General features: G+C 71.0%; 11 protein-coding genes and 1 pseudogene. 7 read left to right on the top strand and 5 right to left on the bottom strand.

Annotation, left to right across the window (positions count from 1 at the left end; translation table 11 throughout):
* Positions 1–915 precede the first annotated feature (915 nt).
* The 6 genes from E4N62_RS29180 to E4N62_RS29205 are packed head-to-tail and all read left to right on the top strand — an operon-like array spanning position 916 to position 6,196.
* On the top strand, positions 916–2,232 hold the full coding sequence (locus tag E4N62_RS29180) for an ABC transporter substrate-binding protein (protein ID WP_230219427.1): 1,317 nt from the start codon (positions 916–918) through the stop codon (positions 2,230–2,232).
* Entirely contained in the window at positions 2,216–3,007 is a 792-nt protein-coding gene (locus tag E4N62_RS29185) for an ABC transporter ATP-binding protein (RefSeq protein ID WP_230219428.1), read from the top strand. The genes E4N62_RS29180 and E4N62_RS29185 overlap by 17 nt, the downstream gene beginning before the upstream one ends.
* Positions 3,004–3,762: an ABC transporter ATP-binding protein gene (locus E4N62_RS29190; RefSeq protein WP_230219429.1), complete on the top strand. Its 759-nt coding sequence runs from the start codon at positions 3,004–3,006 to the stop codon at positions 3,760–3,762. The genes E4N62_RS29185 and E4N62_RS29190 overlap by 4 nt, the downstream gene beginning before the upstream one ends.
* The gene (locus E4N62_RS29195; protein WP_230219430.1) at positions 3,759–4,631 is read left to right on the top strand and encodes a branched-chain amino acid ABC transporter permease; all 873 of its coding nucleotides are present in this window, start codon (positions 3,759–3,761) and stop codon (positions 4,629–4,631) included. The genes E4N62_RS29190 and E4N62_RS29195 overlap by 4 nt, the downstream gene beginning before the upstream one ends.
* Positions 4,628–5,647 carry a branched-chain amino acid ABC transporter permease gene (locus tag E4N62_RS29200; protein WP_230219431.1) on the top strand — a complete coding sequence of 340 codons (1,020 nt, stop codon included), beginning with the start codon at positions 4,628–4,630 and terminating at the stop codon, positions 5,645–5,647. The genes E4N62_RS29195 and E4N62_RS29200 overlap by 4 nt, the downstream gene beginning before the upstream one ends.
* 54 nt (positions 5,648–5,701) lie before the next feature.
* Positions 5,702–6,196, top strand: a complete 495-nt coding sequence (locus E4N62_RS29205; RefSeq protein ID WP_230219432.1) for a MarR family winged helix-turn-helix transcriptional regulator — start codon at positions 5,702–5,704, stop codon at positions 6,194–6,196.
* Between the two features lie 371 nt (positions 6,197–6,567).
* On the opposite strand, the gene E4N62_RS29210 is transcribed toward E4N62_RS29205, so the two are convergent.
* The 3 genes from E4N62_RS29210 to E4N62_RS29220 all read right to left on the bottom strand — a co-directional run bounded on the left by E4N62_RS29210 (position 6,568) and on the right by E4N62_RS29220 (position 9,479).
* Complete coding sequence (locus tag E4N62_RS29210; protein WP_230219433.1) at positions 6,568–8,379, bottom strand: hypothetical protein; 1,812 nt, start codon at positions 8,377–8,379, stop codon at positions 6,568–6,570.
* 73 nt (positions 8,380–8,452) lie between these two features.
* A complete protein-coding gene (locus tag E4N62_RS29215) occupies positions 8,453–8,581 on the bottom strand; it encodes a DUF397 domain-containing protein (protein WP_230220246.1) in 129 nt (42 codons plus the stop codon).
* Positions 8,538–9,479: a helix-turn-helix transcriptional regulator gene (locus tag E4N62_RS29220; RefSeq protein ID WP_230219435.1), complete on the bottom strand. Its 942-nt coding sequence runs from the start codon at positions 9,477–9,479 to the stop codon at positions 8,538–8,540. Before E4N62_RS29220 ends, E4N62_RS29215 begins: the two co-directional genes overlap by 44 nt.
* A gap of 385 nt (positions 9,480–9,864) precedes the next feature.
* Between E4N62_RS29220 and E4N62_RS29225 the strand changes: the two genes are divergently transcribed.
* The gene (locus E4N62_RS29225) at positions 9,865–10,245 is read left to right on the top strand and encodes a hypothetical protein (protein WP_230219437.1); all 381 of its coding nucleotides are present in this window, start codon (positions 9,865–9,867) and stop codon (positions 10,243–10,245) included.
* An 87-nt stretch (positions 10,246–10,332) separates the two neighbouring features.
* Here the strand turns inward: E4N62_RS29225 and E4N62_RS29230 are convergent, their stop codons facing one another.
* Positions 10,333–12,171 (bottom strand): HAMP domain-containing sensor histidine kinase, encoded by a 1,839-nt coding sequence (locus E4N62_RS29230; RefSeq protein WP_230219438.1) that lies wholly within the window; start codon positions 12,169–12,171, stop codon positions 10,333–10,335.
* Positions 12,172–12,263: 92 nt separating this feature from the next.
* A pseudogene (locus E4N62_RS29240) lies at positions 12,264–12,594 on the bottom strand (substrate-binding domain-containing protein); the annotation flags it as partial.
* Between the last annotated feature and the right edge of the window lie 112 nt (positions 12,595–12,706).

The following is a 12,706-nucleotide window of genomic DNA, read 5'->3' on the forward strand; positions in this document are numbered from 1 at the left end:
CTCGCTGACCTGTCAGGAGATGGCCGCAGCGTTCGGCGTGCACCCGTCTCGCGCACAGGATGGGCAACGTGGCGGACGGGCCGGACCGCGTGCGGTGTGACGGGTCCGCCCCCACGGACGGGTCCGCCCTCACCAAGGAGGAGGCACGGATCCGCGACCTGACCTGCTGGCGGTGATCCAGACCGTCCGCTCACCGTTGCCGGTCGCGGAGAGGGCGACGGGGCCCGGCACCGTGTGCCCGGCGGAGGTGGGCGAGATGCTCGGCCCCGATCCCGCCTCGGCCTTCGACGCGGCCTCGGTCATCGGTGGACTGCCTCCGGCCTGTCCGGAGTGGCGCGCCCGGCGAGGCCGTCCGCGTGCGCGGGCGTCCAGCGCTCGCACTCCTCCCCCTTACCGGGTGGCCAGGGCGGCGCGCCGGTCGCAGCCGTGACACCACGGCCCCGGCGTCTGCCGACGGGGGCTGTTGGCGCGGGTGTCGTGACGGTCTACGTGGCTGCGTGTGCGGGCAGGCGGGAAAGCGGGTGGAGGGACCGAGGCATGTCTCGAGCGTGTCAGTCACGCTGTTACATCAGGAATCCTGAGAAACACTGACGCCTGTCGCGCGACCCCGTCAAGACCGCTGCGGCAACATTCCCCCTCCGAGGCGTCGAGGCGTGGAGCCTCGAAGGGCGGGTCCGACACGTCTCGGCAACACCCTTGTCATCCGGCGTCGGCGTGTGCATCATCATGGGCATCATCAGGGTTCCTGATACCGGGCTTGTCGCCCGGCCCTACCGGGATGCGAAGGAACCCGCCACCGCTCTCTGCTGTGGGCGCCCCCCGGCGGCTTCAGTCGCCCGTTCCGACTTCCCCGGCGGCTCCACCACCCTCACTTCCGCTCCCTCGACGTGCCCGGAGGCATTCATGAGCGCACCCATGAGCACACCCGCGAACGGCAATTTGTCCCGAAGATCCGTTCTCCGGGGAACGGCCGGTGCCGCGGGGCTGTTCACCGCAGGCGGTCTGCTGACCGCCTGCGGTGGCATCAAGGAGTCCTCGGCGCAGACCGACGCGGTGCTCCGGATCGGCTATGTCTCACCCAGCACGGGACCGGCCGCGGGCTTCGGCGAGCCGAACGCGTATCTGCTGAAGAAGATGCGCGCCACCTTCGAGGGCGGACTGAAGATCGGCGGCAAGAAGTACTCGGTCGAGATCGTCGACCGCGACAGTCAGTCGAATCCGCAGACCGCCGCACAGGTCGCGACCGACCTGATCAACAGCGAGAAGATCGACCTGATGCTCGTCACCTCCACGCCGGAGACGGTCAACCCCGTCGCCGACGCGTGCGAGGCGGCCAAGGTCCCGTGTCTGTCGACCGCCGTGCCGTGGGAGGCCTGGTACTTCGGCCGCGGCGCCACCCCCGAGAAGCCGTACACGTACACCTACCACTTCTTCATAGGCGTCGCGGAGATCCATGCCGCGTACACCTCCTTGTGGACCAAGGGCGGGGTGGAGACCAACCGGCGGGTCGGCGTCATGTGGCCCAACGACCCCGACGGCAAGGCGATCCGGGAGGGGCTCGGACCGCAGCTGAAGAAAAGCGGGTTCAGGATCGTCGACCCCGGAGCGTACGAGGACGGGACGAACGACTACTCGGCGCAGATCGCGGCGTTCAAGAAGGCGGACGCGGAGATCTTCAACACCTTCCCGCTGCCGCCCGACTTCGCCACCTTCTGGAAGCAGGCCCGGCAGCAGGGCTACCGGCCGCGCATCGCGTCCATCGCCAAGACCGGCCTCCTCCCCTCCCAGATCGAGGCGCTCGGCTCGCTCGGCCACGGCCTCAGCGCCGGCTTCTGGTGGTCGCCGAAGTTCCCGTTCACGTCCACCCTCACCGACCAGACCGCCGGACAACTGGCCGACGACTACGAGAAGTCGACGGGCAAGCAGTGGAACCAGGTCATCGGTTCCAACATGGCGCTCTTCGAGGTCGCGGTGCACGCGCTGAAGGCGACCTCCGACCCCAAGGACCGGAAGGAGCTGGCGGCCGCCATCGGCAAGGCCAGGCTCACCACCGTCGCCGGGCCGCTGGACTTCACGTCCGGGCCGGTGAAGAACGTGTCCACGGAGCCGCTGGTCATGGCGCAGTGGCGCAAGGCCACGGGGGGCAGCAAGTTCGCCGTCGAGCCGGTCATCGTCGACAACGGCGCCTTCCGCGACATCCCGCTCGGAGGCGAACTTGAGCCCCTCCGCTGAGCCGGCGACCGACACCGTGGGGACAGGGGAGGCCGCCTCGGCGGCCTCCCCGGCCGCGCCTGTGCTCGCCGCGAACGGCATTCACCGACGCTTCGGCAGCCTGGTCGTCCTCGAAGGCATCGACATCACCCTCGCCCCCGGCGAGGCCCTGGGCATCGTCGGCCCGAACGGCGCCGGAAAGACGACCCTGCTCGACATCCTCTCCGGGGCCCAGTCCCCCTCCGAGGGCCGCGTCACCTTCCAGGGGCAGGACGTGACCCGCTGGAAGGTCGACCGCCGCTGCCGCAGCGGCATCGGGCGCTCCCATCAGGTGCCGCGCCCCTTCACCGGCATGACGGCCTACGAGAACGTGCTGGTCGCGTCGGTACAGGGTGGCTCGCACCGGCGCCGGGCCGCAGAGCGGCACGCGCTCGGCGTACTCGAGCGCTGCGGCATGCTCGGCCAGGCCAACCGGCCCGCGGCCGCGCTCACCCTGCTGGAGCGCAAGCGGCTGGAGATGGCACGGGCGCTGGCGACCGATCCGCAGGTGCTGCTGCTGGACGAGATCGCGGGCGGTCTCACCGACGCCGAGACGGACGAACTGATCGCCACCATCGGGCAGTTGCGCGCCGAAGGCATCGCCATCGTCTGGATCGAGCACGTCATCCACGCGCTGCTGAGGGTGATCGACCGACTGGTCTGTCTGGCGCAGGGCCGAGTCCTGGCCGAGGGTGAACCGGACGCCGTCATGTCCGATCTCCGGGTTGTCGAGGCCTACCTCGGGAGCGCGGCATGAGTCTGCTGTCGGTCGAGAATCTGGAAGTACGGCACGGTCTGTTGCGCGCCGTCCGCGACGTCTCCTTCGCCGTGGAGGAGGGCGAGGTCGTGGCGGTGGTCGGGGCCAACGGTGCCGGAAAGTCCACCCTGATGCGGGCCGTCGCCGGAGCACACCGGCCGGCTGAGGGCCGTATCGGCCTGGCGGGTGTGGACGTGACGGCCCGGCGGGCCCACGACCGTGTCGAGGCCGGGATCGCGCTGGTCCCGGAGGGGCGGCGGCTCTTCGCCGACCTCACCGTGGAGGAGAACCTGCTGGTCGCGTCCCGGGTGCGGCGCCCCGGACCGTGGGACCTGGCAGCCGTCGTGGCCGCCTTTCCGCTGCTCGACGGGCTGCTGAAGCGGCGCGCCGGCAACCTGTCGGGCGGCGAGCAGCAGGCCGTGGCCATCGGCAGGGCGCTGATGACCAACCCCCGGCTGCTGATGCTCGACGAGGTCTCCCTCGGCCTCGCGCCCATCGTGGTCGACACCCTCTACGACTCGCTCGGCGAGATCCTCTCCGGCGGTACGACGGTGCTGCTGGTGGAGCAGGACCTCGGCCGCGCCCTGGGGGTGGCCCGGCGCGTGCTGTGCATGCTCGAAGGCCGCGTTGTCCTGGACGAACCCGCCGACGACGTCACCCGCGACCAGGTGGTCGAGGCGTACTTCGGACTCGGTCGGGCGGCGGCGGCCACGGACCGCACCATGTCCGCAACCGCGCAGGAGGAACCGGCATGAACTGGATCAACGCCATCGTGCAGGGCGTCATGCTCGGCGGCGTCTACGCGCTCTTCGCCTGCGGCCTCTCCCTGATGTTCGGCGTGATGCGGACCGTCAACCTGAGCCACGGCGACCTCGCTGTCCTCGGCGCGTTCCTCGTCGCGGTGCTGGCCGCCGCCGTCGGCATCAGCCCGTTCTTCGCGGTCCTGCTGGTCCTGCCCGCGATGGGCCTGGTCGGAGTGGCGTTGCAGCGGGGCATCCTCAGCAAGGCGCTGCGCACCGGCGAGATGTCGTCGATGCTGGCCACCTTCGGTCTCGCCATCGTGCTGCAGAACGTGCTGCTGGAGATCTTCAGCGCCGACTCCCGCTCCCTGGACGTCGGTTCGCTGTCCACGTCGGGTCTCCAGCTCGGGTCGTCGGTGAGCATCCCGTACCTCGGTGTGCTGACCGTGGCAGTGGCGGTCGCGCTGCTCGGCGGGCTGCAGCTGCTGCTCGCCCGTACGGGCATCGGCCGGGCGATCCGCGCCACCGCCGCCGACGCGGACACCGCCGAGCTGGTCGGGATCGACAGCCGCCGGGTGTACGCCTGGGCCGCCGCGATCGCCGTCGCCACCGCGGGTCTGGCGGGAGCGTTCTTCGCGATGCGGTCGTCGTTCAGCCCGGCCATGGGGCCGACCCAGCTGCTGTTCGCCTTCGAGGTCGTCGTGATCGGTGGGCTCGGTTCGCTGTGGGGGACGCTCGTGGGGGGCATGGTCCTCGGCGTCGCCCAGACGGTCGGAGCGCAGGTGGATCCGCGCTTCTCCATCGTGGCCGGACACGTGGTGTTCCTCGCGGTCCTGGCCTTCCGTCCGCAGGGCCTGCTCGGCATGAGAAGGAGCCGTACATGACCACCGCACCACCGGTGCCCACCGCCACCGCCACCATCCACCGGTGGACCCCCGTCTCCCGTACGGCGTCCGGTGCACTGTCCGCCCTGCTGCTCGCGCTGGCGTTCGCCCCCTTCGTCTTCACGCCCGAGGCGACCGCGAAGCTGACGACCCTGTTCGTCCTCGTCGTCGTCGCGGCCATGTGGAACGCGCTGGCGGGCTACGCCGGCCTGGTCTCCGTCGGCCAGCAGGGTTTCATCGGCCTCGGCGCGTACGGAGTCTTCCTGTTCGTCGACCGAGGCGTCAGCCCCTTCCTCGCGGTCGTCCTGTCGGCCCTGCTCGCGGGTGCCGTCGCCGTGCCCACCTCGCTGCTCGCGTTCCGGCTCACCGGCGGGCAGTTCGCCATCGGCATGTGGGCGATCGCGGAGTTCTTCCGGCTCGTCGTGGTGAACACGCCTTCGCTGGGCGGCGGTTCCGGGCGCTCGCTCACCGATCTGTCGGCCACCGATCCGGCGGTGCGGCAGGCCCAGGTGTACTGGCTCGCCCTAGCGCTGATGAGTGCGCTGCTGCTGGCCGTGTTCGTGCTGCTGCGCAGCAGGCTGGGAGCTTCGCTGGAGGCGATCCGCGACGACCCGGTGGGCGCGGCCTCCGTCGGGGTACGGGTCACCTCGGCGAAACGGCTGGTCTTCGTCCTGGCGGCAGTGGGCGGCGCGGCAGCCGGTGGACTCACCCTCGCCAACACCCTGCGGGTGCAGCCGGACTCCATCTTCGGGGTCCACTGGTCCGCGTACATGATCTTCATGGTGGTCATCGGCGGCCTCGGCACCTTCGAGGGACCGATCATCGGGGCGATCGTGTTCTTCCTGGTGCAGGACTGGTTCGGCGACACCGGAGGCACCTGGTACCTGATCGGGCTCGGCGCGCTGGCCATCGGGATGACGCTGTGGATGCCCCATGGGCTGTGGGGTACCGTGGCTCGCCGACATGACCTCGAACTCCTACCTGTCGGCTATCGGGTGAAGGCACCGGGCGTCTGACCTGGGCGACGGTCCCGCCCGACCTCCCCGACGACCGACCGTGAGGTGCGAACGATGGCGGAGGCAGCCGATCGGGATCCGGAGCCGGATACGTATCCCGCTCCGGACTCCGAGGGCCACAAGGGCCCGCTGACGATCTATCTCGTCAAGCAACTCGAACTGGCCATCCGCTCGTTCATGGACGAGGCCCTGCGGCCGTACGGGCTCACCACGTTCCAGTACACGGCCCTGACCGTGCTGCGGCACCGAGGCGGGCTCTCCTCCGCCCAGTTGGCCCGCCGCTCCTTCGTCAGACCCCAGACGATGCACGAGATGGTGCGCGCGCTGGAGGAGCGCGGGCTGATCGAGCGTGCCCATGCCCCGGGAAACCGGCGGATCATGGAGGCCCGGCTGACCCGGGAGGGGGAGGACCTGCTGACGGCGTGCGCGCCGGCGGTACAGAAGCTGGAGGACCAGCTGCTTCTCGGCATGCCGGAGACGCGGCGGTCCGCGTTCCGGCAGGGCCTGGAGGACGGGCTCGCCTCCTTGACGGGGTGGCACCAGGGCTGACGGCCGGGGGACCAGCGGGCTGCCGCCCGGCCCGGCCCGCTTCCCGTTCCTGCCGGGCCACAGCCTGCGCAGGAGGTCAGAGGCTCCTTCCCTCCGGAGTGGCTGAGGAATCGTCCGGCTCGTACGGCGAGCCGTCGGTGACAGAGAGGAGGCCGAGGCCGTCGGCATCGACCTCCGCGTGGGAAAGCGACGGCGTGATGGCCGGAACCCCTCCGGCCGCCGGAAGGCGGCAGCACAGGCCAGACCGGTGCTGCCGCCGGGGTGCGGGCCCTTCTCGACGATGGCCTCACCTCGCATTGGGGTATGAGGCTCCCGGGGCGAGGCGGTCCAGGTCCCTTTGGAGGCGGGCGGTCACCTCGGGGCCGGTGGGGTCAGGGGTCCGCCTCGTACCAGGTCGCGTGGAGTGCGCGGCGTACACGGAGGTGGAGGCCGGGGTCCGTGCCCGGCGGTGGGCGGTGGGACTCGTCCGTGCGGCCGACGGCGATGGCCGCGCGGTGGTCGTCGGAGGAGTGGTGCGGGGCCGCCGCGATGAAGGTGAGGGCCGCGAGCCACTCGTGGGGGTCCAGCGCGGGGAGGGTCTCCCGGAGGTGGGACACCGCGAAGTCCGGTTCTCCCAGGGCGAGTTCATGGTGGGCCCGATGGAGGGGGCGAGCGCTGCCGTAGTGGGCGGCCAGGGCACGGTGGGCGTCCCGCCAGACCGTGGCGGCCGGGTGGCCGTTCACGTGGCGCAGGCGCAGCAACAGCAGGGTTCGGAGGAAGGGGTCGCCCACGAAGTGGTCGGGGGCGGGGGGATGGCCCTCCGCCGTCAGTCGGCCTTCCAGCGCCCGTACGCCCGACGCGCCGAAGCCGGAGGGGAGCCGGGACTCGGCGAGGGCGACGGCGGAGTCGTGGTCGTGGGCGACGGCGAGGACGGTCAGCTCGTCGAGATGGTCCACGTCCGGGAGAAGGAGGTCCAGCAGCGCTTGGTAGGTGGGGCTTCCGGCGTGGTCGGCGAGCAGCAGGTCGGCCGGACCGGTGAGCCCTCGGGGGAGGTTCCGGCGGGCCGATTCGGCTATGAGTGCCGTGCCGAGCGGGTTGCCGCCCGTCAACCGGTGGACCAGGGAAGGGAGGTGCGCCGGAACCGGCTGCCGGGGGCACGCCCCTTCGATCACATCACGCGTGTCGTCGGCCGAGAGGGGCGGCAACGACACCAGCAGGGCGTGCGAGGACGGCGTACCGCCCGGAGCCCAGCCGTTGCCGGTACGGGTCGCCTCCGCGAGCGTGCGGCGGGCCGCGTTCCGCAGGGCGGGGTGGCCCTGCCCCCGCAGCCCCGCGAAGAACGCCACCTGGTCCGCCTGGCCGTCCGCCCGCGCCCGTAGCACGGACTCCATCAGCCGCCGCCCCGCCGCCTCCTGCACGTTGTCCAGCAGCACCACCGGCCGCCCGGTCCGCTGCGGGCGCGGTACGACCCCCGCGCCCCCTGCGTACGCGTCGTCGAGGTCCGTCAGCAGCGCCCGTACGAGATGGTGCTCGGCGTGGGTCCGGGCGTCGCCGCCCGCGTGGAAGTGCCGGGAGAGCAGAACCATGCCGAGCTTGGGGTTCCCGGCCGCGTGCGGATGGTCGCGGTACCAGACGGCGCCCCGGCGCAGCCGCCGGTGCGAGGACGACATCCCCTCGCTGAACGCCTCCAGCGCGCCCTCGACGATCGCCTCGACCACCGGTCCCTGGTCCGACAGCGACGACACCAGCCGCGCCACGGCCTTCCCCACCCACCGCCCCGCCAGCCAGCCGCCCGTGTCGCTCAGCAGCAGGACCCGCTCCGCCTCCGCGCAGATCCGCGACAGCCCGCGATCCCCACCCACCGGCCGCGACGGCGAGCAGCCCGCACGCCAGCCGGGGAACGTGATCCGCCCGGCCCCGCCCAGCGGCTCCGCCAGCTGCTCGGCGACCACGGTCAGCGCCTCGTACGCCGGTGACCACGATGCCGGGGGCCGGCCCGGGGGCGGTCGGTCGAACCGGGTCTCCTCCCCGTCGATCAACGCGACGGGGCTGCGCCCCCGGTAGGCCGCGCGCAACTCCCGCAGCACCGTGCTTCTGCCGAGCCCACGGGCTCCCGCCAGCACCACGAACGGGGGGCCCTCCGGGGGGTGGAACGCCTTGGGTATGTCGAGGAGGGCGTGGGGCTGGATGGTTGCCGTAGTCATAGCTGCTGGTGTTATCAACAGCTGTGGAAGGAGGGGCAGTTGTTTCGGAATGCGGCGAAGTCTGCCCGTTCGCTTACGACTCCGACCGAACGGCGGCTATGAAGGAGAGCCAGGCGGGACGGTTGATGACCAGGATGGGGCCGTGGGGGTTCTTGCTGTCACGGACGGGGACGACGGCGGGGATATCGGGGGCGATTTCGATGCAGTCGCCGCCGTTGTCGCCACTGTGGCTGCTCTTGATCCAGGTCGCTGTGCTCAGCTCGTACCTGTCCATGCTGCTCGTACCCCTTCATCACGTCGCTGATCAGGGCGGCGGACTCGCGAGCTGACGGGATGTCGGCCCTGAGCACATCATAGGTTCGGCTATAACGGGCGTAAGCAGTCGGTTCGTTGTTGAAGTGGCTGTGGTCCATCGACTCGGAGTAGAGCCACCGTTCGTCGGGCAGCTCGATCAGGGACATGGACTGCCGGGGACGGAAGATCCCGAACAGGTCCGCCGGAGCCACCTGGATGCGGATGTTGGGCCGCCGTCCGGCGCTCAGCAGGTGCGCGCACTGGTCGCGCATGATGTCCGGGTTCCCGACCGCCGTGCGAAGGCAGCTCTCGTCCAGGACCACGACGTACAGCGGGGCGTCGTCGGAGAGGAAGCGGGGCTGGCGGCTCATGCGGGCCCGGACGCGTTCCTCCACCTCATCGCCCGGGATGGCCTGGGAGAAGAGCGCGCGGGCGTAGTCCTCCGTCTGCAACAGGCCCGGGACGACCCGCTCCTGGTACTGCCGCAGCCCGACCGCCACCGCCTCCATCTCCACGCGGCGCTCGAACCAATCCGGGTGCTGGACGGTCGGATACCAGTCCACCTTGGCCCACATCCGCGCCAACACCCCACCCGTTCCCAGCACTTCGTCGCACCGTTTCGCGAACTGGTCGCTCGGGATCCTCGTGCCCGCCTCGATCTTCGCCACCTGGGAGCGGTCGCACGGGATCTGCCGCGCCAGTGCCTCCTGGGTCAGCAGCGCGCCCTCGCGGTAGTGCCGCAGCACCTCGCCGAACAGCACCGAACTCCCGGTGCCGACCGCCCCGTCCGCGTTCCGCCTCGTCATGACGACCCCCTCGTGCGGTGTGGCAATGGTCCAGTGCCACACGTCCCGCGTTGATATCGACCGTTCCCGTGGGCGACGCTGGATACACCCAGAGTGACGAACGGGGCTGTGGAGTGGGCGTGGAACCAGAGGGGCAGCTTGTCTTCGATCCGCGGACGCGGCGCGTGGGCGAGTACCGGGACAGGGTAGGGCCGTACGCGTTGCTGCGTCCGGTGGGCGGCGGCCGGGAGTGGGAGGCGGATCCGGTGACCTTGCGGCCGGCGACTCCGGCGGAGCGGCTCGGGGCGCAGGTCAGGGCCGCCAACCGCCTTACGAAGAGAAGGGTGTGACGTTGCGTCAACTTGACCCCTTGGGTCCGCCCCCCGTTCCGGTGAACGGATGTGCGGTGTGCGCGGAGCTGGCCGTACGGCGGGACGAGGCGCGGGCCCGGTACGACCGGAGCGCGGAGACGGACGCGAACGTGCTGCTCCGTCACCATCAGCGACGGGAGCACGCCGGAGGCCCCCGCACTCGCGACCGCGCCCGCCGTGTCTTCCGTTACGTGCCCTACGTCATCGCGCAGGACACGACGGCGGAGCCGGAGTACGAGGCGCGGTGTGTGTCGGGCGACGAGACGGAGTGCGGCGCGGAGTCGGGCGTGCACAGTGATCCGGCGGCCGTGGAGGAGTGGCAGCGCAGGCACACACAGGAGACCCGGCACCTGCGCTACCGGCGCAGCTTCGGCGACTACTCGGTGCTGGAGCCGCTGGAGGAGGTGCCCTCGTGAGGGTGGCCGCATCGGCCCTTGCCCTCGATTCGACCGGATCGACAGAATGATCGCGTGGCGAACGACGAGGTTGGCGAGGTCCCACGGTCAGCCTGTCCGCCCGCCCGCGCCCGATCGAGGCAGCCGCAGGGTGAAGACGGATCCCGCTCCGGGTGTGCTGGTGACGTCGGCCGTTCCGCCATGGGCGCGTACGAGCTGGAGGACGATGGCAAGCCCCAGGCCGCTGCCTCCCGCGTGGCGGCTGCGTGACTTCTCGGCACGCCAGAACCGCTCGAAGAGCATGGGCAGGTCATCGGCGTCGATGCCGGTGCCGGTGTCGGCCACCTCGATGACGACATCCTCACCGTCCACGTACGACGAGATGGTGACGCTGCCGCCCCGCCCTGTGTGGCGTACCGCGTTGGACACCAGGTTGCCGACGGCCTGGCGCAGTCGCGCGGGGTCGGCGATGAGCTGGACGCCGTCCTCGCCGCCGACCGTCAGCCGGATTCCCGCGGCGTCCGACGCGACCCGGTGCGCGGCGGCCACGTGATGCAGAATGTCGCCGAGCCGTACGGCTTCGGGACGGATGCTCAGCTTGCCGGCGTCGGCCGCCGCCAGGTCCTGGAGGTCGTCGATGATGTGCTGCAGCAGCAGTGCCTCCTCCAACAGGGAGGAGACCAGAGCCGGGTTCGGCGTGGCGATGCCGTCCTCGGTGGCCTCCAGCCCGTTGCGGATGTTGGTGAGTGGGGTGCGCAGTTCGTGGGCGACATCGCTGACCATGACCTTGCGCTGCTCCTCAAGGCGCTCCCGGCGTTCGGACATCTCGTTGAACGCCTGCGCGAGGTAGCCGACCTCGTCCTTCGTGCTCACCGGCACGCGCCGGTGCGGTCCGCTCGGGTTGCGTGCGGCGTCCGTCAGCGCCCGCAACGGGCGTACGAGCCGGGAGGCGATCACAGCGGTCACGCCGACGGTGAGTACCAGTACCAGGCCGGTGACGCCGATGATGCGGGTGCGGTTTCGCGCGGAGAGGTCGAACAGCGGTGCGTCGGTGCCGCCGGGAGTGGAGAGGTACAGCAGAGCGGCCGGTGCCACGTAGGTGCGCAGCTGCGCGCGGCGGCTTTCGGCGACGCAGTCCTCTATGACGGCGGTGTACTTGTCGGGCAGTTTCGTGGCCAAGGAGAAACCCGGCTCGACCCTGACCGCGTACTGGGGAGGCAGCGGCAGGTCAGGGTGCCGGGCGGCCAGGCAGGCAGCGGTCATGGTGTTGAGGCGGGCGAGGGGTTCGCGTTCGGTGGCGGTGGGCTGGTCGAGCGGGAGATAGCACGCGTCGGACCCGGCGAGCGCGGCGGGGTTGAACCTGACGGCCGGACGGCCACTTGGGCTGTCGATGCGTTGAGCGTTGATCCCCCGGTCGCGCAGGCAACGGATCTGTTTGTCCGCCCGCCGGCGTAGTATGGAGCGCTCCGCTCCGGGCAGCTGATAGGGACCCGTGGCACGGGGATCGATACCGTCGCCGCCGACCGGGGCGCCGCTGCCGTGCAGCAGCCCCTGGCCCGTGCGCAGCGGGTCGATGACCGCGGATGCCTTCGAGGGCGGTGGTGCGGCGGAGGCGACGGAGTCCGCTATCGGGCCACGGTTCATCGAGGTCAGGACGACACGGCGTCCGGTCCGCTCCGCCAGGTCGCGTACAAGTGGCTCCACCCCGTCCCAGTCGCGGTGAACGGCCGCGTATCCCAGCAGTCGGTCGTAGACACTGGCGTCGTCGGCAAGGACCTGGCCCTGTTCCTGCTGGATCGCCCGGGTGGTGGTCTGCACCGCCAGCCAGGCGGTGGCGCCGATGGAACACACGGCGACCAGCACCGAGGTGGCCATCAGCCGTGCCAGCACGCTCCCCCGCAGCGGCACCCCGCGGCGGGGGAGCCGTGCCCCCTTACGGCGAGACATGGCCGCCGCTCTCCGCGTGCCCCGTCCGGCCGTCCGCCAGCTTGTATCCGACGCCGAAGACGGTCAGCAGGTGGACCGGCCTCCGCGGATCCGGTTCGATCTTCTTGCGGATGCGTGGACCGGAAGACGGTCGCGGGCCCGGAGGGCAGACCTGCTGCCTCCAGTCCTTCGAGGTAGCCGCGCTGACGGGTCCGCCGAGGCGGGCGCGTCGTCGTCCTCGCGGACGAGGACGATCCGCCGATGCCCCAACTCGGTCAGTTGGCCCACGACTTCACGCGTGGCTTCGACATGGTCCGCGCCGACCCATGCCACGCCCTCCAGTTCCTCGCGGCGGCCCAGGCGCACGACCGGGAAGCCGTCCTCGACCAGCCGCTTGAGCTCCGCCCGGGGTCTGTGCCGACCGATGAAGAGACAGCCGTCGGAGTGCTACACCCGTTCTGCCACTTGCACTGCTTGGCGCAGACGCGCCACCCGGACGGCGTGTCAGATCACATGAGGGCGAACGTCGCCGGGCCTCCCCGGGGTCCGGGTGCGA

It is taken from the genome of Streptomyces sp. MNU76 (assembly GCF_020982545.1).
Lineage (GTDB): Bacteria > Actinomycetota > Actinomycetes > Streptomycetales > Streptomycetaceae > Streptomyces.